This window comes from Nocardioides sp. JS614 (assembly GCF_000015265.1).
Lineage (GTDB): Bacteria > Actinomycetota > Actinomycetes > Propionibacteriales > Nocardioidaceae > Nocardioides.
Map to the genome: position 1 here is coordinate 554,965 of NC_008699.1, position 21,729 is coordinate 576,693.

Sequence of the window (21,729 nt, forward strand, 5' to 3'; positions counted from 1 at the left end):
CGATGCAGTGACCGACGTGCTCACTCCCGTCCTCACCGACAACTGGGACCAGGAGCGCTCCTGGACCCTGGCCGCCTACGAGTCACGCGGCGGCTACCGCGCCGTCGACACCGCGTTCGCGATGGAGCCCGACGCGGTCATCGACGCGGTGAAGGAGTCCGGGCTGCGCGGCCGCGGGGGCGCGGGCTTCCCGACCGGCATGAAGTGGGGCTTCATCCCGCAGGACAACCCCCGACCGAAGTACCTCGTCGTCAACGCCGACGAGTCCGAGCCGGGCACCTGCAAGGACATCCCGTTGATGATGGCCAGCCCGCACACGCTCGTCGAGGGCGTGATCATCAGCTCCTACGCGATCCGCGCCAACAAGGCGTTCATCTACATCCGCGGCGAGGTCCTTCACGTGATCCGCCGCGTGCAGCGCGCGGTCCAGGAGGCGTACGCCGCCGGCCACCTCGGCACGAACATCCACGGCTCCGGTTTCGACCTGGACGTTGTCGTTCATGCGGGTGCGGGTGCCTACATCTGCGGCGAGGAGACGGCGCTGCTCGAGGGCCTCGAGGGCCGCCGCGGCCAGCCCCGGCTCCGCCCGCCCTTCCCCGCTGTCGCCGGCCTCTACGCGAGCCCGACCGTCATCAACAACGTCGAGTCGATCTCCTCGGTGCCGAGCATCATCGGCCGGGGACACGCCTGGTTCGCCTCCATGGGCACCGAGAAGTCCAAGGGTGTCGGCATCTTCTCGCTCTCCGGGCACGTCAAGCGGCCCGGCCAGTACGAAGCCCCGCTGGGCATCACCCTGCGGACCCTCATCGACTTGGCCGGCGGCATCCGTGAGGGCCACGAGCTGAAGTTCTGGACCCCCGGCGGGTCGAGCACGCCGCTGCTGACCGCCGAGCACCTCGACGTGCCCCTCGACTTCGAGGGCGTCGGGTCGGCCGGCTCGATGCTCGGCACCCGCGCGCTGCAGATCTTCGACGACTCGGTCTGCGTGGTCCGCGCCGTGCTGCGCTGGTCGGAGTTCTACAAGCACGAGTCCTGTGGCAAGTGCACCCCGTGCCGCGAGGGCACCTGGTGGCTGGTCCAGGTGCTCACCGCGCTCGAGAAGGGCGACGGGACCGAGGAGGACCTCGACCTGTTGCTGGACCAGTGCGACAACATCCTGGGCCGGTCGTTCTGCGCCCTGGCAGACGGCGCCACCAGCCCGATCGTCAGCTCGATCCAGTTCTTCCGCGACGAGTACGTCGCCCACCTCACCCATGGCGGCTGTCCGTTCGACCCGGCGGCGGCCACCCTCTTCGCGACAGCCGGAGCCCAGGCATGACAAGCACACCCGAGAAGGCCGCGGTCGACACGGTCTCCGTCACCATCGACGGGATCCAGGTCGACGTCCCCAAGGGGACCCTGGTGATCCGGGCCGCCGAGCAGATCGGCGTCCAGATCCCGCGGTTCTGCGACCACCCGCTGCTGGCGCCGGTCGGTGCCTGCCGACAGTGCCTGGTCGACATCCCCGACGCCGGCAACGGCCGCGGCTTCCCCAAGCCACAGGCCTCGTGCACGCTGCCGGTCGCGGACGGCATGGTCGTCAACACCCAGGCCACGAGCCCGGTCGCCGACAAGGCGCAGCAGGGGATCATGGAGTTCCTCCTGGTCAACCACCCGCTGGACTGCCCGGTGTGCGACAAGGGCGGCGAGTGCCCCCTGCAGAACCAGGCGATGTCCAACGGCCGTGGCGAGAGCCGCTTCACCGGGGTCAAGCGCACCTACCCCAAGCCGATCAACATCTCCGCGCAGGTGCTCCTCGACCGCGAGCGCTGCATCCTGTGCGCGCGGTGCACCCGCTTCTCCGAGCAGATCGCCGGTGACCCGTTCATCGCGCTGATCGAGCGGGGCGCGCTCCAGCAGGTCGGCATCTACGAGCGCGAGCCGTTCGAGTCCTACTTCTCCGGCAACACCATCCAGATCTGCCCGGTCGGGGCGCTCACCAGCGCCGACTACCGCTTCCGCTCACGGCCCTTCGACCTGGTCTCCACGCCCAGCGTCGCCGAGCACGACGCCTGCGGTTCGGCCATCCGGGTCGACCACCGGCGCGGGCGCGTGATGCGCCGCCTGGCCGGCAACGACCCCGAGGTCAACGAGGAGTGGATCACCGACAAGGACCGGTTCGGGTTCCACTACGCCACCGAGCCGGACCGGCTGACCTACCCGCAGGTCCGCGACCGGGTCGAGGACGGTGGCGACGGGGGCCTGCGGCCCGCGTCCTGGACCGAGGCGTTCGCTGTCGCCGCCCGCGGCCTGCAGGCCGCCGGGGCGACGGCCGTGCTCACCGGCGGTCGGGTGACCGCCGAGGACGCCTACGCCTACAGCAAGTTCGCCCGCGTGTCCCTCGGCACCAACGACATCGACTTCCGGTCCCGGCCGCTCTCGGCCGAGGAGGCGTCGTTCCTCGCCGCCGAGGTCGTCCTGCGCGGTCCGGGCAACGGCGGGGTCACCTACGGCGACCTGGAGGCCGCGAAGACGGTCGTCCTCGCCGGGCTCGAGCCCGAGGACGAGGCGGGCATGATCTTCCTGCGCCTGCGCAAGGCCTCCAAGCCGGGCCGTCCGGGTGGCGGCACCCGCGTCGTCGCGATCGCGCCGTACGCCACGCGCAGCCTGACCAAGATGCGCGGCCAGCTGCTCCGCACCGCGCCTGGCGACGAGGCCGCCGCCCTCGAGTCGCTGTCCTCGCACGCCGAGTTCGGTGTCGACTCGACCGCGGTGATCCTGGTCGGCGAGCGGCTCGCGACCGTGCCCGGGGCGCTGAGCGCCGCTGCTGCCCTGGCCGCCCGGACCGGCGCCCGCCTGGCCTGGGTGCCGCGCCGGGCCGGCGACCGCGGTGCCGTCGAGACCGGCTGCCTGCCCAACCTGCTGCCCGGCGGCCGTCCGGTTGCCGACGCCGGGGCCCGGGTCGATGCCGCCACCACGTGGGGCGTCGACTCGCTGCCGGACGCACCCGGCCGCGACGCCGACGCGATCGTCGCCGCGCTGCGCGCCGGAGAGGTCCGCGGCCTGGTCGTCGGCGGCGTCGACCCCGACGACACCTCCGACCCGGCCGCCACCCGGGCCGCCGTCGAGGCCGCGTCGTTCGTGGTGGCGCTCGAGCTGCGCGAGACCGAGCTGACCCGCGCCGCGGACGTGGTCTTCCCCGTGGCGCCGGTCGCCGACCGGGCCGGCACGTTCGTGAGCTGGGAGGGCCGGCCGCGCCCGTTCCCGGCGGTGTTCAGCCGCCCCACGTCGCTGCCCGACCTGCGGATCCTGGCCGGCATCGCCGAGGAGCTCAGCGCGCTGGGGGCCGGCCGCGAGCTCGGCTTCCGGACCGTCGAGGAGGCCCGCGCGCAGATGGAGGAGATGGGTCCCTGGGACGGCCAGCGCGCTGCCCTGGACACCGTGTCCGCGCCGACCGCGCCCGTGGGGGAGGGCCTCGCGCTGGCCACGTGGAAGCTGCTGATCGACAACGGCGTCATGCAGGACGGTGACAAGGCCTACCGCGCCACCGGTCGCAAGCCCGTGGCCCGGCTCGGCCGCGCGACGTACGACGCCGTCGGCCCGACCGTCACGCTCACCGGTGACCGCGGCTCGGTGACGCTGCCGGCCGAGCCCGCCGACCTCGACGACGGGGTGGTGTGGGTGCCTGCGAACTCCTTCGGCAACGGGGTGCTGGCCGACCTGGCCTCGCCCGGCAGTCGCGTGACCGTCGCGAAGGGGGCCGACGCATGAACACCCTGACCGCACCGCTCCCGATGGCGACCGACGCCCTCTCGCAGTTCGGGCACGACGCGTGGTGGGTGATCGGGCTCAAGGCCGTGCTGATCCTGGTCGTGCTCCTGCTGCTGACGCTGTTCAACATCTGGTTCGAGCGGCGCGTGGTCGGCCGGATGCAGCACCGGCCCGGGCCCAACGTCAACGGACCCTTCGGGCTCCTGCAGTCGCTGGCCGACGCCCTCAAGCTGATCTTCAAGGAGGGCATCATCCCGAAGGCGGCCGACAAGGCCGTCTACCTGATCGCCCCGGTGATCGCCGTGATCCCGTCCTTCATCACGTTCTCGGTGATCCCGTTCGGGCCCGAGGTGACGATCCCGTTCACCGACACCCGCACGCCGCTCCAGCTCACCGACATGCCGGTCGCCGTGCTGTTCGTCATGGCGATCGCCTCGATCGGCATCTACGGCATCGTGCTCGGGGGATGGTCGAGCGGTTCGACGTACTCCCTGCTCGGCGGCCTGCGCTCGAGCGCCCAGATGATCTCCTACGAGGTCGCGATGGGCCTCGCGCTGGTCGCGGTGTTCCTGTACGCCGGCTCGATGTCGACCTCGGAGATCGTCGCGGCCCAGGACAACCTCTGGTACGGGCTGATCCTGGTGCCCTCGTTCGTGATCTACCTGATCGCGATGGTCGGCGAGACCAACCGCGCGCCGTTCGACCTCCCCGAGGCCGAGGGTGAGCTGGTGGGCGGGTTCCACACCGAGTACTCCTCGATGACCTTCGCCCTGTTCTTCCTGGCCGAGTACATCAACATGGCGACCGTGTCCGCCGTCGCGACCACCCTGTTCCTCGGCGGCTGGCACGCGCCGTTCTGGCTCGACCACGCCTGGGCGGGCGCGAACGAGGGCTACTGGCCACTGCTGTGGTTCCTCGGCAAGGTCTTGTTCTTCGTCTTCATCTTCATCTGGCTCCGCGGCACCCTGCCCCGCCTGCGCTACGACCAGTTCATGGCGTTCGGGTGGAAGCGGCTGATCCCGGTCGCGCTGGTCTGGATCGTCGCGGTCGCGACGATCCGGTCGATCTCGCTCGACGGCGGCGTCGACCGGCGCTACCTGCTGATCGGCATCGGCGCCCTCGCCGTGGTCTTCCTGGTCCTGTTCTTCATCGGCGGGGCCGCCGAGGAGCAGCCGACCACGGTGCCGGAGGCCGCGCCTGCCGGCGGGTACCCCGTACCCCCGATGCCGGCCGGCGGTCCGGTCCGCGGGGCCGCGGTCCCGCTCACGTTCGACCGCAGTTCACCCATCGCCTCGTCGATGCCACAGCCCAGCGCTGCCACCCGCAGCGCGGGGGAGGAGATCTGATGGCTGGCAGTCCCGAGCCCAAGAGCATGCGCGAGCAGTTCTGGGACCCGATCGCCGGGTTCGGCGTCACCTTCCGGACCATGTTCAAGAAGGTCGTCACCGAGCAGTACCCGTTCGACAAGTACCCGACCGCTCCGCGCTTCCACGGTCGTCACCAGCTCAACCGCTGGCCGGACGGCCTCGAGAAGTGCGTGGGCTGCGAGCTGTGCGCGTGGGCCTGCCCGGCCGACGCGATCTACGTCGAGGGCGCGTCCAACAGCGACGACCCGGACGGCGGGGAGCGGTTCAGCCCCGGCGAGCGCTACGGGCGCGTCTACCAGATCAACTACCTGCGCTGCATCCTCTGTGGGCTGTGCATCGAGGCCTGCCCGACCCGGGCGCTGACGATGACCAACGAGTACGAGCTGGCCGACGACAACCGGGCCGACCTCATCTACGAGAAGTCCGACCTGCTGGCCCCGCTGCTGCCCGGCATGGAGCAGCCGCCGCACCCGATGCGCCTCGGCGACGACGAGGGCGCCTACTACCGCGGCGAGTTCGCGGCGCCGGCGCCGACCGCCCCCGGGTCGAGCACGGAGGCGGGAGCATGATCGCGTTCTGGATCCTCGCCCCCGTGATGGTGATCGCGGCGCTCGGCCTCCTCTTCGTCCGCAAGGCGGTGCACGCCGCGCTGCTGCTGGCCGTCGTGATGATGTCGCTCGCGGTGCTCTACGCCGCCCTCGAGGCGCCGTTCCTCTTCGCGGTGCAGATCATCGTCTACACCGGCGCCATCTTGATGCTGTTCCTGTTCGTGCTGATGCTGGTCGGCGTCGACGCGTCCGACTCCGTCGTCGAGACGATCCGCGGCCAGCGGGTGCTCGCGGCGATCGCCGGCCTCGGCCTGGGCCTGGTGATGGTGCTCGGCCTCAGCCAGATCTCGCTCGGCACCGCCGTCGGCCTCGAGGACGCCAACTCCGGCGGCAACATCCAGGCGCTCGCCAACATCCTGTTCTCCCGCTACGTGTTCGCCTTCGAGGTCACCAGCGCGCTGCTGATCACCGCGGCCGTCGGCGCGATGGTGCTCGCTCACCGCGAGCGGCTCACCCCGAAGCCGACGCAGATGTCGCTCGCCGCCCAACGGATGAAGGACTACGCCGAGCGGGGCACCCACCCGGGGCCACTGCCGCCGCCCGGCGTCTACGCACGGCACAACGCCGTGGACACCCCGGCGCTGCTGCCGGACGGGACCGCCGCCGAGTCGTCGGTCTCGCGCGTGCTCGCGGCCCGTGGCACGGTCCGCTCGGGCCCGGCCATGGCCGAGGACATCGACGAGATCCAGGGCACGCTCAGCGGGGCGACCCACGCGGGTCGTGACGCCGTGGCCCCGGCCACCACGACCGAGGTCACCCCCGCCACCGGAGAGGACGCCGAATGAACGTGACGGCCTACGTGGTCCTCTCGGGGATCCTGTTCACCATCGGCTGCGTCGGCGTGCTGATCCGGCGCAACGCGATCGTGGTCTTCATGTGCGTCGAGCTGATGCTCAACGCCTCGAACCTCGCACTGGTCGCCTTCGCCCGCCAGCACGGCAACCTCGACGGGCAGATCGCCGCGTTCTTCGTGATGGTCGTCGCCGCCGCCGAGGTGGTCGTGGGGCTCGCGATCATCATGACCATCTTCCGGACCCGCCGCTCGGCCTCGGTCGACGACGCCAGCCTGCTGAAGTACTAGGAGCCACGCTCACATGTACGCATTGAACGAGGGCGCCATCCCGGTGGTGCACGCCGCGAGCGCCGACGGCGTCTACTCGCTGCTGTGGCTGGTGGTCGCGCTGCCGCTCGCCGGCGCCGCGATCCTGCTGGTCGGTGGCAGGTACACCGACAAGTGGGGGCACCTGCTCGGCACGCTCCTGCCGGTCGTGTCCTTCATCCTGTCGCTGGTCCTGTTCTTCGACCTGCTCGGCCGTGACGAAGGCGATCGCCAGTTCAACCAGCACGTGTTCACCTGGTTCCAGACCGGTCACCTCGACGTGGGCATGGACCTGCTGTACGACCCGCTGTCGGCGCTGTTCCTGCTGCTGATCACCGGTGTCGGATCGCTGATCCACGTCTACTCGATCGGCTACATGGCCCACGACCCGCGTCGTCGCCGGTTCTTCGGCTACCTGAACCTGTTCGTCGCGGCGATGCTGCTGCTGGTGCTCTCGGAGAACTACCTCGGGCTGTTCCTCGGCTGGGAGGGTGTCGGCCTCGCGTCGTACCTCCTCATCGGCTTCTGGCAGCACCGGCCGTCGGCCGCGGCGGCAGGGAAGAAGGCCTTCGTCATCAACCGGGTCGGCGACATGGGCATGTCGACGGCGATCATGATGTTCTACGTGACCTTCGGGTCGACGAGCTTCACCGTGATCAGTGCGAACGCACCGGGCGCCTCGGACACCCAGCTCACCATCCTCGGGCTGCTGCTCCTGCTCGGCGCCTGCGCCAAGTCCGCCCAGTTCCCGCTGCAGGCCTGGCTGCTCGACGCGATGGAAGGCCCGACGCCGGTGTCGGCGCTGATCCACGCCGCGACCATGGTGACCGCGGGCGTCTACCTGATCGTCCGCTCGAACTTCATCTTCGAGGCGGCGCCGCACGCGCAGACCGCCGTCGTGGTGGTCGCCCTGATCTCGATCCTCTGGGGTGCTGCGATCGGATGCGCCAAGGACGACATCAAGAAGGGCCTGGCGGGCTCGACGATGAGCCAGATCGGATACATGATGCTCGGCGCCGGCCTGGGCGCAGCGGGCTACGCGTTCGCGATCTTCCACCTGCTGACGCACGGCTTCTTCAAGGCCAACATGTTCCTCGGAGCCGGCTCGGTCATGCACGGCATGAACGACGACGTCGACATGCGCCACTACGGCGCGCTGCGCAAGATGATGCCGGTGACCTTCCTGACCTTCGCGATGGGCTACCTCGCGATCATCGGGTTCCCGGGCTTCTCCGGGTTCTGGTCGAAGGACAAGATCATCGAGACCGCGCTGGCCGACAACTGGCTGGTCGGACTCTGCGCGATCATCGGCGCCGGCGTCACCGGGTTCTACATGACCCGGATGATGCTGATGACCTTCTTCGGTGACGACCGGCGCTGGGAGAAGGACGTGCACCCCCACGAGTCACCCTCGGTGATGACGGTGCCGCTGGTCGTCCTCGCGGCACTCTCGGTCCTCGGCGGCCTGATGCTCGCCGGCGACTGGATCCAGGACTTCCTGGCGCCCGTCGTCGGGGTCGGCGCCCACGACGACCCACCGGTGCCCGCCCTCCTGGTCACCGCGATCATCGTGGTCGTCGTCGGCGCCGGTGTCGCGCTCGCCTGGATGCTGTTCGGCCGGCGCGAGATCCCGCGGACCGCTCCGCAGGACGTGTCGTTCGTGACCCGGGCGGCCCGTGAGGAGCTCTACGGCAACCAGATCAACGACGGCTTGGTCGTGAACCCCGGTCGCCACCTGGTGGGTGGGCTCCTGACGATCGACAAGCACGTCATCGACGGCACCTTCACCGGCGGCCCGGTCGCGCTCGGGTCCTTCGCCGGGGTCGCCCGGCGGGTCCAGAACGGCTTCGTCCGCACCTACGCCCTGTCCCTCCTCGGCGGCGCCCTCATCGTCGTCCTCGCTCTCCTGGCGGTGAATCTCGCATGAACGACCTTCCCTGGCTCACCGCGCTCTGGGTGCTGCCGCTGGTCGGCGCCCTGGTGACGGCGTTCGTGCCCCGGGCGACCGGGTCGGCGCTGCCCAAGCAGGTCGGGCTGCTGTTCGCGCTCCTCACGCTCGCCGTGGGCATCGCGATCGCCGTCCAGTACGACACCGGCGACGGCATGCAGCTGACCGAGACGCACACCTGGATCGAGGCCTTCGGCGTCAACTACGCCCTGGGCGTCGACGGCCTCGGGCTGCTGCTCATCCTGATGACGGTCGCCCTGGTCCCGTTGGTGCTGGTGGCCACCTGGAACGACGCCGACGACCGCTCGTCCGCGGCCTTCGTGGCCTGGGCGCTCGCGCTCGAGTCGTTCTCCCTCGCGGTGTTCGCCGCCACCGACGTCTTCCTCTTCTACATGGTCTTCGAGGCGACGCTGATCCCGGCGTACTTCCTCATCGGCCGCTTCGGCCAGGCCGGTCGCGGTCGCGCCGCGCTGAAGTTCCTCATGTATCAGCTCGGCGGCGGCCTGGTGCTGCTGGCGTCGGTGATCGGGCTCTACGTCGTCTCGGCCGACGCCGGCAACCCGTCCTACCTGCTCTCCGACCTGCAGCAGCTCGACCTGAGCACCAACACCGAGCGCTGGCTGTTCGTCGGGTTCATGATCGCGTTCGCGGTGAAGGCCCCGCTGTTCCCGCTGCACACCTGGCTGGCCGACACGACCGAGAAGGCGACGCCCGGCACCAGCGTGCTGCTGGTCTGCATTCTCGACAAGATCGGCACCTTCGGGATGCTGCGCTTCGGCCTGGGCCTGTTCCCGGAGGCCTCGCAGTGGGCGACGCCGGTCGTCGTCGCGCTCGCGCTGGTCTCGATCGTGTACGGCGCGCTGGTCGCGATCGGCCAGGACGACATCCTGCGCCTGATCGGCCTGACCTCGCTGAGCCACTTCGGCTTCATCACCCTGGGCATCTTCGCGTTCAGCAGCCAGGGCGGGTCCGGCGCGATCCTCTACATGGTCAACCACGGTGTCGGCACGGCGGCGCTCTTCCTGATCGCCGGCTACCTGATCCGGCGCAAGGGCACCCAGCTGATCAGCCAGATCGCCGGCGTCGAGACCAAGGCGCCGCTGCTCGCCGGGCTGTTCCTGGTCGCCGGGCTCTCCACGCTGGGCCTGCCTGGCCTGAGCCAGTTCGTCTCCGAGATCCTCGTGCTGATCTCGGCCTTCGACTACCACTGGTGGGTCGGCGCGATCGCCGTCACGGGCATCGTGCTCGCCGCGATCTACGTGCTCTGGCTCTACCAGCGCACGATGACCGGGCCGGCGACGCCGGGCGACGAGGCGATGACCGACCTGAACCGGCGCGAGCTGGTCGCGGTGGTGCCCCTGATCGCCGCGCTGGTGTTCTTCGGCTTCTTCCCGATGCCACTGCTCGACGTCAGCAATCCGACGGTCGACTCCCTGCTGCAACACGTCGGCGTGTCCGACGAGGCTCCGACGGTCGCTGACCACGCCGAGGAAGGTGCGCACTGATGGACTTCATCAAGCCCACGATCGAGTACGGCGACGTCTGGCCGCTCCTCGTGGTCTTCGGCGTCGCCGCCGTCGGCGTGCTCGTCGAGGGGTTCGTGCCCCGCGCCCAGCGCTACCTCGTGCAGGCCGCGCTGGCGATCGCCGGCGTGGTCGTCGCCCTGGTCGGCACGATCCTCGTGGCCCGCGACCTTGACGTGCTCGGGGACGGGGCCGCCCGCGGCGCCATCGACGTCGAGGGCACCATCGCGGTCGACGGCCCGGCGCTGTTCATCTGGGGGATGCTGCTGGTCTTCGCGCTCGGTGGCGCGCTGCTGTTCGCCGAGCGCCGGCTCGAGGGCGGGGTCTCGGCGTTCGCCGGCCAGGCCGCCGCGCTGCCCGGCACCGAGGCCGAGCGGCAGGCGTCGACGCGCGGCCTGGAGCACACCGAGGTCTACCCGCTGATGATGTTCGCGCTGGGCGGCATGATGCTGTTCGCGGCCGCGAACGACCTGCTGACGCTGTTCGTCGCCCTCGAGGTGCTCTCGCTCCCGCTGTACCTGCTCTCCGGGCTCGCCCGGCGCCGCCGGCTGCTGAGCCAGGAGGCGGCGCTGAAGTACTTCATGCTCGGCGCCTTCTCCTCCGGGTTCTTCCTCTACGGTGCCGCGCTCGTCTACGGCTTCTCCGGCTCGATGGGCTTCGCCGAGATCAACGAGGCGGTGCGCGACGACGTCGGCAACCAGACCCTGCTGCTGATCGGCATCGGCATGCTCTCGGTCGGGCTGCTGTTCAAGGTCGGCGCGGTGCCGTTCCACTCCTGGACGCCCGACGTCTACCAGGGCGCGCCCACCGCGGTCACCGCCTTCATGGCGGCCGGCACGAAGATCGCGGCGTTCGGCGCGATGCTCCGGCTGTTCTACGTCGCCTTCGGCTCCGACCGGTGGAGCTGGCAGCCGATGCTGTGGATCATCGCGATCCTCACGATGCTCGTGGGTGCGCTCATCGCGATCGTCCAGACCGACATGAAGCGGATGCTCGCCTACTCGTCGGTGGCCCACACCGGCTTCCTGCTCACCGGCGTGCTCGGCGTGCAGCAGGCCTCCGAGCTGGCCGACGGCGAGGTGACCTCGCTGCAGGCGGTGCTCTTCTACCTCGTCACCTACGGCTTCGCGGTCGTCGGCGCGTTCGCGGTCGTCACCCTGGTGCGCGACGCGGGCGGCGAGGCCGGCCAGTTCGTGCGCTGGCGGGGGATCGGGCGCCGCTCCCCGCTGGTCGCCGGGGTGTTCGCGTTCTTCCTGCTCTCGATGGCCGGCATCCCGCTGACCGCCGGCTTCGTCGGCAAGTGGGCGGTCTTCACGGTGGCCCTCGCCGCCGGCGCCTGGCCCGTGGTCATCGCAGCCGTGCTGTGCAGCATCATCGCGGTGTTCTTCTACGTGCGGGTGATCCTGCTGATGTTCTTCGAGGACGACGACGTCAGTGCCCAGGGTGAGGTCGCGAGCGTCACGAAGCCCTCGGTCCTGACCTCGGCGACGATCTTCGTCGGCGTGGCCGCGACCCTGGTGCTCGGTGTCGTTCCCGGACCGGTGCTCGATCTCGCCGCCAATGCAGGACAATTCGTCAGGTGACCCCTGCTTCCTCCGGATTGGCGCTCCCCGTCACCGACGAGGCTCTCGCCTCCCGGTTGCGTGACCGCATGGCCGCGGTCGAGGTCGCCCTGGCCGGCCACGTGGTCAGCCGCGCGGGCTTCGTCAGCGAGACCGCCAGCCACCTGATGGCGGCCGGCGGGAAGCGGTTCCGGCCGCTGCTGGTGCTGCTGGCCGCCGAGACCGGGGAGCACCCCGACGCCGACGAGGTGATCACTGCGGCGTGCGTCGTGGAGCTGACCCACCTGGCGTCGCTGTACCACGACGACGTGATGGACGAGGCCGAGCTGCGCCGCGGCGCGGTCTCGGCCAACGCCCGTTGGGACAACCACGTCGCGATCCTCACCGGGGACTTCCTGTTCTCGAAGTCCTCCGAGCTGACGGCCGAGCTCGGCCCGGACGCCGTCCGCGTCCAGGCCCGGACGTTCACCCGGCTGGTCGAGGGCCAGATCCTGGAGACCGTGCAGCCCGGGCCGGGCGAGGACCCGCTCGCCCACTACCTCGACGTGGTCGCCGGCAAGACCGGCTCGCTGATCGCGACCTCGGCGCACTACGGCGCCCGGTTCGGCGGCGCCAGCCGCGAGGTCGAGGAGGCGCTGACGGCGTACGGCGAGATCGTCGGCTCGGCGTTCCAGCTCTCCGACGACATCCTCGACATCGCCTCCGACTCCGGCGAGTCCGGGAAGACGCCCGGCACCGACCTCCGCGAGGGCGTGCCCACGCTGCCGGTGCTGATGGCGCGGGCCTCGACCGACCCCGCGGACGCGCGCCTGCTCGAGCTGCTCGGCGGCGACCTCACCGATGACGACCGGCACGCCGAGGCGCTGCGCCTGCTGCGGGCCCACCCGGCCCTCGGCCAGGCCCGCGACTACGTGATCGCCCGCGCGCACGAGGCCAAGGCCCACCTCGCCGTCGTACCCCCTGGCCCGGTGCGCGACGCGCTCGAGGCGTTCGCCGACCTGGTGGCTGTCCGTTCCTCCTAGCTACTGGGTCTCGACCCGCCGGTCGCGGCTTCGTTCCTCAGCCGCGCGGCTTGCTCGACCTTCGCCAGCCCACGCGCCGCCCTCGTTCCTCGGGCGACGCTGCTAGCTCGCGGTGGTGGCCTCGACGGTGAGGCGCAGCTGGCGGCGGCGGTGGTTGACCGCCTCGACGGTGAACACCACCAGGGCGATCCAGACCAGGACGAACCCGACCCAGCGGCCGGCAGGCATGTCCTCGTGGAACCACAGCACTCCGAGGGCGAACTGGATGATCGGCGCGAGGTACTGCAGCAGGCCCAGGGTCACCATGGACACCCGGGTCGCGGCCGCGCCGAAGCAGATCAGCGGTACGGCGGTGACGACGCCGGTCGTGGCGAACAGCAGCGCGTGACCCGCGCCGTGGCTGGCGAAGTTCGACCCGCCGGTCCAACCCAGCCAGGCCAGGTAGCCGGCGGCGAACGGAGCGATCACGGCGGTCTCGAACGCGAGGCTCTCGGTCGCCCCGACGTTCGCGGTCTTCTTGCACAGGCCGTAGCTGCCGAACGAGAACGCCAGGATCAGGGCCACCCATGGCAGTCGCCCGTAGTCGACAGCGAGGACGACGACCGCTCCGGACGCGAGCCCCATCGCCATCCATTGCAGCGGGCGCAGCCGCTCGTGGAGGACCACGACACCCATCAGCACGGTCACGAGCGGGTTGATGAAGTATCCCAGGGAGGTCTCGACGACCCGGTCGTTGTTGACGCCCCAGATGTAGGTCACCCAGTTCACACTGATCACCGCGGCGGCGATGGTCAGCAGGAGCCGGACGCGCCGGTCGCGCAGCACCGCGCGCAGCTGCGGCGTCCGGGCCAGCACCAGCAGGAGGAGGCCCATCGTGAGGGCGGACCAGAGCACGCGGTGTGCGAGGATCTCGGTCGCCCCGGCGGGCTCCAGCAACGGCCAGTAGAGCGGGAAGGCTCCCCACATGGCGTACGCCGCGAACCCGAACGCAAGCCCACGACGCGGTTCCGGCACCCGCACAGCATAAGAGGGCGTCGCAGGCGTTTGGCCCTGAGGGCCCAGGGGCAGGTTTCGGGCACGGGGCCGATCAGGAGCGCCCGCGACTCTCGGAGGGAGACCCCACGGATGCGTCAGACCCTGACGACCCTGACCGCCGCGCTCGCCCTGGGCGTGGGCGGCCTGACCGCGGCCGCGGGACCCGCCCAGGCGGCGAGCGCTGCGGCCGACGCCGCCGCCCGGACGATTGCGAGTGCGCCGGTCGGTCGGGGGACCGAGCAGCCGACCCGCGACCTGCACGACTCGATCGTGAAGCGGAACGGCAAGCTCTACTTCAAGGGCCGGGTCGATCCCGGGCACGGCCCGGTCGTCGTGCAGAAGAAGCAGTGCTCGTCGGCCACGTGCAAGTGGAAGGTGTTCAAGCGGGTGTCCACGCACGGGCCGAAGGAGCGCTGGCAGGTCCGCGTGCTCGCGCCCGAGCACGGCAACTGGTACTGGCGGGGTTACGTCAGGGCCTACGGCGGGTACGCCCAGTCCTGGACGCACGTCTACAAGACCTACACGACGCGCTCCTGAGACCTCGGGCACGCACAAGGGTCCCGCTCTCGGGCGGGACCCTTGGTGCTACCAGCGTGCTGCCCGGCGCCGTGGCCGGGGAGGCGCGCCGTCAGACGACGGTCCAGGTGTCGCCGCCGCCGATCAGGGCGGCGAGGCGCTCGGAGCGGTCGCCGGGGTGCGCGGCCTTCGCCTCGCTGACCTGGGCGCGGGCCTGGTCGTCGTACGTGGGTCGCTCGACCTGGCGGAAGATGCCGATCGGGGACTGGTGGAGGTAGCCGGAGTCGGTGAGCCGGGAGATCGCGAACGCCGTGGACGGGTCGGGGTTGTAGGCGTCGTGGACCAGCACCTTGTCCTCGGCCGCATCGCCGAGGTCGGCCAGGTCGACGATCTTGACGCCGCCGGTCCCCCCAGGTCCGACGTCGCGGATCAGGCCCTTGGTGCCCAGGCCGTTGCTGTCGGGGGCGCCGAACCGGATCGGCTCGCCGTGGACCAGCGGGATGATCGCATCGGCCTTGGTGTCGGGGGACTTCAAGGCGTCGAAGGCGCCGTCGTTGAAGATCGGGCAGTTCTGGTAGATCTCCACGAACGACGTACCCCGGTGGGCGGCGGCCGCGGAGAGCACCGAGGTCAGGTGCTTGCGGTCGGAGTCGATGGTGCGGGCGACGAAGCTGCCCTCGGCGCCGAGCGCGAGCGAGACCGGGTTGAACGGGTGGTCCAGGGAGCCCATCGGGGTGGACTTGGTGATCTTGCCGGCCTCGGAGGTGGGGGAGTACTGCCCCTTGGTCAGCCCGTAGATGCGGTTGTTGAACAGCAGGATCGTCATGTTCACGTTGCGGCGCAGGGCGTGGATCAGGTGGTTGCCGCCGATGGACAGCGCGTCGCCGTCACCGGTGACCACCCACACGGAGAGGTCCTCCCGGGCGGTGGCGATGCCGGTCGCGATCGAGGGGGCCCGGCCGTGGATGGAGTGCATCCCGTAGGTGTCGAGGTAGTAGGGGAAGCGGCTGGAGCAGCCGATGCCGGAGATGAAGACGATGTTCTCCCGGCGCAGCCCCAGGTCGGGCAGGAACCCCTGCACGGCCTTGAGCACCGCGTAGTCACCGCAGCCGGGGCACCAGCGCACCTCCTGGTCGGAGGTGTAGTCCTTGCCGGTCTGCGACTGGTCGGTGGTCGGGACCAGCTCGACGCCCGAGCGCAGGCCCGGGAAGTTGAGGTCGGTGGTCATGACAGCGCCTCCTCGGTGGACACGGCCGTGCTCGCGGTGCTGCCCGCGGTGGTGTCGGCGGTGGTGGTGTCGGTCAGGTCGACCTGGATGCCCTCGGCCTGGGAGATGAGCTCGCCGATGGCCTGGGCGACCTCGGCGGCCTTGAGCGGCAGGCCGCGGACCTGGTTGTAGCCGACGGCGTCGACGAGGTACTTGGCGCGGATCAGCAGGGAGAGCTGGCCGAGGTTCATCTCGGGGACCAGCACCTTGTCGTAGCGCGCGAGGATCTCGCCGAGGTCCTTGGGGAACGGGTTGAGGTGGCGCAGGTGGACCTGCGCGACGCGGTAGCCGGCCTTGCGGACCCGGCGGACGCCGGCGCCGATCGGCCCGTACGTCGAGCCCCAGCCCAGGACGACGACCTTGGCACCCTGCCCATCCTCGGCGGAGGGGTCGTCGACCTCCAGCGGCGGCAGCGACTCGGCGATCCGGTCGACCTTGGCCTGGCGGGTGCGGACCATGAAGTCGTGGTTGGCCGGGTCGTAGGAGATGTTGCCGGTGATGTCGGCCTTCTCCAGGCCGCCGATCCGGTGCTCGAGCCCCGCGGTCCCCGGCGGTGCCCACGGGCGGGCCAGGGTCTCGGGGTCGCGGGAGTAGGGCTGGAACGTGTCACCCTCCGCCGCGGGCGAGGCGAAGGCCGGGTCGATGGTGGGCAGGTCGGCGAGCTCGGGGATCCGCCAGGGCTCGGACCCGTTGGCCAGGTAGCCGTCGGAGAGCAGCATCACCGGGGTCCGGTAGGTCACCGCGATCCGGCACGCCTCCAGCGCGGCGTCGAAGCAGTCCCCGGGTGAACGGGGCGCCACGATCGGCACCGGGGCTTCGCCGTTGCGGCCGAACATGGCCTGCAGCAGGTCGGCCTGCTCGGTCTTGGTCGGCAGTCCGGTCGAGGGTCCGCCGCGCTGGACGTCGACGACCACGAGCGGCAGCTCGGTCATCACCGCCAGGCCGATCGCCTCGGACTTCAACGCGATCCCCGGCCCGGAGGTGGTGGTGACCGCCAGCGAGCCGGCGAACGACGCGCCGATCGCCGAGCCGACACCGGCGATCTCGTCCTCGGCCTGGAAGGTGGTCACTCCGAACGCCTTGTGCTTGGAGAGCTCGTGGAGGATGTCCGAGGCCGGGGTGATCGGGTAGGAACCCAGGAACACCGGCAGCCCGGACTGGACGCCGCCGGCCACCAGCCCGTAGGCCAGCGCCAGGTTCCCGGTGATGTTGCGGTAGGTGCCGGGCGCCATCGGCGCGGGCTTGATCTCGTACTGGACCACGAAGGTCTCGGTGGTCTCACCGAAGTTCCAGCCCGCCTTGAAGGCCGCGATGTTGGCGTCGCGGATGTCGGCGACCTTCGCGAACCGCTTCTCGAGGAACGTGATCGTCGGCTCGGTGGGCCGCCCGTACATCCAGGACAGCAGCCCCAGCGCGAACATGTTCTTCGCGCGCGCCGCGTCCTTGCGCGAGAGCCCGAACTCCTTGACCGCCTCGATCGTCATCCCGGTCAGGTCCACCGCGTGCACGGCGAACGCCCCGAGCGGGTCGTTCACGTCGCCCAACACGTCCAGCGGGTTGGTCGCATACCCCGCCTTGGCCAGGTTGCGGGAGGTGAAGTCGTGGGTGTCGACGATGATCGCGGCACCCTTCGGCAGGTCGCCCAGGTTGGCCTTCAGCGCCGCCGGGTTCATCGCGACCAGCACGTCGGGTGCGTCGCCCGCGGTCAGGATGTCGTGGTCGGCGAAGTGCACCTGGAAGGACGACACGCCCGGCAGGGTGCCCTGGGGCGCCCGGATCTCGGCCGGGAAGTTCGGCAGCGTCACCAGGTCGTTGCCGAACACCGCCGACTCCTGCGTGAACCGGTCACCGGTCAGCTGCATGCCGTCACCGGAGTCACCCGCGAACCGGATGATCACCCGGTCGAGCTGCTTGACCTGCTTCCCCTGCTGAACAGACACGGCGCGCGCCTACTTCCTGGTTCTTCCCTGGTTGCCTCACGCTTGCGCGGCGGGAGAACCGGCCCTCCGGCACCCCGCCGATCGTACTCGCGCCGCGACCAGAACTAGAACACGTTCCAGTTCTTGTTGAATCTGGTCGGGTCGCGCGGCTTCCCACGATAGTCGCGGACCCGGGTCGGCCGAACCCGTCTCTGCCGGTGGATCCGTGAGCCGTGCCACATCGCCCCGTCTGGTCCAGATGTCGGTCAAGTCTCTTAAGTCGAGTAGGCTGCTCGTCATAATCGAGACACGCCTCTTTTGGAGGCGGGAAAGAGACGAGATGAAGACTTCGATCAAGGTGGCGGCGGCCGCGTTCGCCGGGGTGCTTGCCTTGACCGGCTGCTCCGCCTCTGCGGACGGCGACGCCGACGAGACCGTCAACGTCAACGCGTTCTCGGTGATGGAGGCGGCCAACGAGCCCGTCTTCGCCGACTTCGCGGCCACGGAGGAGGGCAAGGGGGTTCGGTTCGAGACGTCGTACGGCGCCTCCGGTGACCAGAGCCGTGCCGTCGTGGCCGGCGCGGCCGCGGACGTCGTGCACTACTCCCTCGAGACCGACGTGACCCGGCTCGTCGACGAGGGCCTGGTGGCCGAGGACTGGAAGGACGATGCGACCAACGGCATCGCGACGTCGTCGGTCGTCGTGTTCGTGGTCCGCAAGGGCAACCCCGAGAACATCCAGACCTGGGACGACCTGGTCAAGCCCGGCGTCGAGATCATCACGCCCAACCCGGGCTCGTCCGGCTCGGCCCGCTGGAACATCCTGGCCGCCTGGGCGCACGTGACCGGAAACGGCGGCAGCGCTGAGGACGCGAAGTCGTTCCTCACCCGGCTGCTCGACAACACGATCGCCCTCCCGGGCTCTGGCCGGGAGGCCACCACGGCCTTCACCGACGGCTCCGGCGATGTGCTGCTCTCCTACGAGAACGAGGCGATCCTCGCCAAGCAGAGCGGCGCGGACGTCGACTACGTGCTGCCGCCGGACACGCTGCTGATCGAGAACCCGGCCGCCGTCACCGTCGACGCGGACGAGACCGCCCAGGCGTTCCTCGAGTTCATGACCTCGCCGGAGGCGCAGGCCGACTACGCCCAGTCGGGCTTCCGCCCGGTCGTCGACGGCGTCGACATCGGTGCGGTCGAGGGCGCCAACGATCCGTCGGACCCGTTCCCCGCACCCGACCGGCTGTTCACGATCGACGGCGACTTCGGGGGTTGGGGTGAGGCAGCCGACAAGTACTTCGGTGACGGCGAGGAGGGGCACCCCCTCGGCATCATCACCGAGCTGCAGCAGCAGACCGGCAAGGTGGGCGAGGAGTAATGCCCACTGCCCTCCTGGAGGGGCCGCGCGACAGCGCCGAGCCGGCGTCCCATGGGGGACGCCGGCGTCGGCGCGCCCGTCGTACGGCTCGGCGCAACACCTTGACCCCCGGCGCCGGTCTCGGGCTCGGGATCTCCATGATCTGGTTCAGCCTGCTGGTGCTGATCCCGCTCGCCGCCGTGGTCGCGGCGGCGTCCGCGGGTGGCTGGGACGGCTACCTCCGGGTGCTGCAGAACGACCAGACCTGGGCGGCGATCAAGCTGACGGTCACCCAGTCCCTGGCCGTGACCCTGGTCAACGTCGTGATGGGCACGGTCATCGCCTGGGTGCTGGTCCGGGACCGGTTCTGGGGCCGTTCGGTGCTGGACGTCATCATCGACGTGCCGTTCGCGATGCCGACAGTCGTCGCCGGCCTGCTCCTGCTCTCGTTGTACGGCCCGAGCAGCCCGATCGGGGTGCACTGGGCCAACACCGAGCGGGCGGTGAGCCTCGCGCTCGCGTTCGTCACCCTGCCGTTCGTCGTCCGGACCGTGCAGCCGGTGCTCGAGGAGCTCGACGCCGACGTCGAGGAGGCTGCCGCCTCCCTCGGCGCAGGTCGCGCGACGGTCGTCCGCAGGATCGTGCTGCCGAGCCTCGCCCCCGCGATCGCGGCCGGCGCGGCCCTGTCGTTCGCGCGCGCCATCTCGGAGTACGGGTCCCTCGTGCTGCTCAGCGGCAACCGTCCGTTCCAGACCGAGGTCGTGTCGGTGCGGGTGCTCACGTTCATCGAGAACGGCAGCAACACCTCGGCGGCCGCGGTCGCCTCGGTGATGCTGGCCGTCGCGTTGGTCGTGATCGTCTCCCTCGACCTCGTCCAGCGAAGGGTGGCCCGCCGTGGTTGAGGTCTCCACGCCCACCCGTTGGCTGCTGCGGGCGCTCGCCACCGGCTACGTGTTCTTCCTCGTGGCCTGGCCGGTCGGCCTGCTGGGACGCCGTACGTTCGACGGCGGCCCGGGGAACCTGACCGACATGCTCGCCGACGACCGTGCGGTCGCCGCGCTCCAGCTGACCGCCGTGGTCGCGTTCTGGGCGGTGGTCATCAACCTGGTCTTCGGGGTGACCGTCTCGATCCTCCTGGTGCGCTACGAGTTCCCGGGCAAGCGGGTGCTCTCGGCGCTGATCGACCTGCCGCTCTCGGTGTCTCCCGTCGTCGTCGGGCTCGCCCTGGTGCTGGTCTACAACGGCCGCGACGGCTGGTTCGGCACGACCCTGGAGGACAACGGCCTGCAGGTGATCTTCAACAGCCCGGGCATGATCATGGCGACCTGCTTCGTCGCGCTGCCGCTGGTCATCCGCGAGGTGGTCCCCGTGCTCACCGAGATCGGCGACGATCAGGAGCAGGCGGCCCGCAGCCTCGGTGCCGGCGCCCGGCAGACCTTCCTGCGGATCACCCTGCCGAGCATCAGGTGGGCCCTCGTGTACGGCGTGGTCCTCGCGCTGGCCCGGTCGATCGGCGAGTTCGGCGCCGTGAAGATCGTCTCCGGCAACATCACCGGCCGCACCCAGACCGCGACCCTCGCGGTCGAGGCGAAGTACCAGAACTTCCAGCAGCCCGAGGCGTACGCGATCGCGTTCCTGCTCGCCCTGGTGTGCATCGCCTGCCTGGTCGTCGTCGCCGTCCTGCGCCCCCGGCGCGCCCACCGACCCCGCCCCTGAAGGAGAGGAACCCCCGTGAGCATCGAAGTCTCAGGAGTCACCAAGCGGTTCGGTGACTTCGTCGCCCTCGACGACGTCAGCGTGTCGCTGCCCACCGGTCAGCTGACCGCCCTGCTGGGTCCGTCCGGCGGCGGCAAGTCCACGCTGCTGCGGATCATCGCCGGCCTGGACACCGCCGACGAGGGAACCGTCAGCATCGAGGGCGTCGACGCCACCAGGCTGCCGCCCCAGAAGCGCAACGTCGGCTTCGTCTTCCAGCACTACGCGGTCTTCAAGCACCTGACCGTGGCGAAGAACGTCGCGTTCGGCCTCGAGATCCGGACCCACGGGGGGCTCCGGCCCCCGTGGGCCCCCCGGCGGCGTACGGATCGAGACCGCATCCAGGCCAAGGTCGACGAGCTGCTCCGGCTCGTGCACCTCACGCAGTTCGCCCACCGGCTGCCCGCCCAGCTGTCCGGTGGCCAGCGCCAGCGGATGGCGCTGGCCCGGGCGCTGGCGGTCGAGCCGTCGGTGCTCCTGCTGGACGAGCCGTTCGGAGCGCTGGACGCGAAGGTGCGCAAGGAGCTGCGGGGGTGGCTGCGCCGCCTGCACGACGAGGTGCACGTGACGACAGTGTTCGTCACCCACGACCAGGAGGAGGCGATGGAGGTCGCCGACGAGATCGTGGTGATCAACGAGGGCCGGGTGGAGCAGGTCGGTACGCCCGACCAGCTCTACGACGAGCCCGCGAACGACTTCGTGATGGGCTTCCTGGGCGACATCACCACCCTCAACGGGGTGCGGCTGCGCCCCCACGACGTACACATCTCGCGCTCGCCGCAGTTCTCCGGCGCGGCCGAGGGCACGGTGTCGCGGCTGCTGCGGGTCGGGTTCGAGGTCCGGGCGACGGTGCTGACCGACGACGGTGACGAGGTGACCGTGGTGCTCACCCGGGCCCACGCGCGTCAGCTCGGACTCGAGGCCGGTTCGCCGGTGTGGGTCACCCCGGCCTCGGGTGCCGCCGTCATCCCCGCCATGTTGCCCACCCCCGCCTAGGTGGA

General features: G+C 70.4%; 18 protein-coding genes. 15 read left to right on the top strand and 3 right to left on the bottom strand.

Annotated features, from left to right (window positions below):
• Positions 1-7 precede the first annotated feature (7 nt).
• Genes nuoF through NOCA_RS04110 form a run of 10 tightly spaced genes read left to right on the top strand, consistent with a single transcriptional unit; the run spans position 8 to position 12,879 of the window.
• On the top strand, positions 8-1,318 hold the full coding sequence (gene nuoF / locus NOCA_RS04065; protein WP_041546136.1) for an NADH-quinone oxidoreductase subunit NuoF: 1,311 nt from the start codon (positions 8-10) through the stop codon (positions 1,316-1,318).
• Positions 1,315-3,750 (top strand): NADH-quinone oxidoreductase subunit G, encoded by a 2,436-nt coding sequence (locus tag NOCA_RS04070; protein ID WP_011754018.1) that lies wholly within the window; start codon positions 1,315-1,317, stop codon positions 3,748-3,750. The genes nuoF and NOCA_RS04070 overlap by 4 nt, the downstream gene beginning before the upstream one ends.
• A complete protein-coding gene (gene nuoH / locus NOCA_RS04075; protein WP_011754019.1) occupies positions 3,747-5,096 on the top strand; it encodes an NADH-quinone oxidoreductase subunit NuoH in 1,350 nt (449 codons plus the stop codon). Before NOCA_RS04070 ends, nuoH begins: the two co-directional genes overlap by 4 nt.
• Positions 5,096-5,686 carry an NADH-quinone oxidoreductase subunit NuoI gene (nuoI, locus tag NOCA_RS04080; protein ID WP_011754020.1) on the top strand — a complete coding sequence of 197 codons (591 nt, stop codon included), beginning with the start codon at positions 5,096-5,098 and terminating at the stop codon, positions 5,684-5,686. Before nuoH ends, nuoI begins: the two co-directional genes overlap by 1 nt.
• Positions 5,683-6,510 carry an NADH-quinone oxidoreductase subunit J gene (locus NOCA_RS04085; protein ID WP_011754021.1) on the top strand — a complete coding sequence of 276 codons (828 nt, stop codon included), beginning with the start codon at positions 5,683-5,685 and terminating at the stop codon, positions 6,508-6,510. Before nuoI ends, NOCA_RS04085 begins: the two co-directional genes overlap by 4 nt.
• Positions 6,507-6,806, top strand: coding sequence for an NADH-quinone oxidoreductase subunit NuoK (gene nuoK, locus NOCA_RS04090; RefSeq protein WP_011754022.1), 300 nt, complete (start codon positions 6,507-6,509; stop codon positions 6,804-6,806). Before NOCA_RS04085 ends, nuoK begins: the two co-directional genes overlap by 4 nt.
• Before the next feature lie 13 nt (positions 6,807-6,819).
• Positions 6,820-8,751 (top strand): NADH-quinone oxidoreductase subunit L, encoded by a 1,932-nt coding sequence (gene nuoL, locus NOCA_RS04095; RefSeq protein ID WP_011754023.1) that lies wholly within the window; start codon positions 6,820-6,822, stop codon positions 8,749-8,751.
• Positions 8,748-10,277, top strand: a complete 1,530-nt coding sequence (locus NOCA_RS04100; RefSeq protein ID WP_011754024.1) for an NADH-quinone oxidoreductase subunit M — start codon at positions 8,748-8,750, stop codon at positions 10,275-10,277. The genes nuoL and NOCA_RS04100 overlap by 4 nt, the downstream gene beginning before the upstream one ends.
• A complete protein-coding gene (gene nuoN, locus NOCA_RS04105) occupies positions 10,277-11,878 on the top strand; it encodes an NADH-quinone oxidoreductase subunit NuoN (RefSeq protein WP_011754025.1) in 1,602 nt (533 codons plus the stop codon). Before NOCA_RS04100 ends, nuoN begins: the two co-directional genes overlap by 1 nt.
• Positions 11,875-12,879 carry a polyprenyl synthetase family protein gene (locus NOCA_RS04110; protein ID WP_011754026.1) on the top strand — a complete coding sequence of 335 codons (1,005 nt, stop codon included), beginning with the start codon at positions 11,875-11,877 and terminating at the stop codon, positions 12,877-12,879. Before nuoN ends, NOCA_RS04110 begins: the two co-directional genes overlap by 4 nt.
• A gap of 102 nt (positions 12,880-12,981) precedes the next feature.
• On the opposite strand, the gene rarD is transcribed toward NOCA_RS04110, so the two are convergent.
• On the bottom strand, positions 12,982-13,893 hold the full coding sequence (rarD, locus tag NOCA_RS04115; protein WP_083768256.1) for an EamA family transporter RarD: 912 nt from the start codon (positions 13,891-13,893) through the stop codon (positions 12,982-12,984).
• A 111-nt stretch (positions 13,894-14,004) separates the two neighbouring features.
• Between rarD and NOCA_RS04120 the strand changes: the two genes are divergently transcribed.
• The gene (locus NOCA_RS04120; protein WP_041546139.1) at positions 14,005-14,451 is read left to right on the top strand and encodes a hypothetical protein; all 447 of its coding nucleotides are present in this window, start codon (positions 14,005-14,007) and stop codon (positions 14,449-14,451) included.
• Positions 14,452-14,542: 91 nt separating this feature from the next.
• On the opposite strand, the gene NOCA_RS04125 is transcribed toward NOCA_RS04120, so the two are convergent.
• Positions 14,543-15,658, bottom strand: coding sequence for a 2-oxoacid:ferredoxin oxidoreductase subunit beta (locus tag NOCA_RS04125; RefSeq protein ID WP_011754028.1), 1,116 nt, complete (start codon positions 15,656-15,658; stop codon positions 14,543-14,545).
• Positions 15,655-17,637, bottom strand: coding sequence for a 2-oxoacid:acceptor oxidoreductase subunit alpha (locus NOCA_RS04130; protein ID WP_011754029.1), 1,983 nt, complete (start codon positions 17,635-17,637; stop codon positions 15,655-15,657). Before NOCA_RS04130 ends, NOCA_RS04125 begins: the two co-directional genes overlap by 4 nt.
• A 319-nt stretch (positions 17,638-17,956) precedes the next feature.
• Here NOCA_RS04130 and NOCA_RS04135 point away from each other — a divergent pair, with 319 nt between their 5' ends.
• From NOCA_RS04135 to NOCA_RS04150, 4 genes are read left to right on the top strand one after another with little or no spacing between them, the layout of a single operon-like run.
• Positions 17,957-18,994: a sulfate ABC transporter substrate-binding protein gene (locus tag NOCA_RS04135; RefSeq protein WP_011754030.1), complete on the top strand. Its 1,038-nt coding sequence runs from the start codon at positions 17,957-17,959 to the stop codon at positions 18,992-18,994.
• Entirely contained in the window at positions 18,994-19,875 is an 882-nt protein-coding gene (gene cysT, locus NOCA_RS04140; protein WP_011754031.1) for a sulfate ABC transporter permease subunit CysT, read from the top strand. The genes NOCA_RS04135 and cysT overlap by 1 nt, the downstream gene beginning before the upstream one ends.
• On the top strand, positions 19,868-20,689 hold the full coding sequence (locus NOCA_RS04145) for a sulfate ABC transporter permease (RefSeq protein WP_011754032.1): 822 nt from the start codon (positions 19,868-19,870) through the stop codon (positions 20,687-20,689). Before cysT ends, NOCA_RS04145 begins: the two co-directional genes overlap by 8 nt.
• A 15-nt stretch (positions 20,690-20,704) precedes the next feature.
• Positions 20,705-21,724 (top strand): sulfate/molybdate ABC transporter ATP-binding protein, encoded by a 1,020-nt coding sequence (locus NOCA_RS04150; protein WP_011754033.1) that lies wholly within the window; start codon positions 20,705-20,707, stop codon positions 21,722-21,724.
• Positions 21,725-21,729 lie beyond the last annotated feature (5 nt).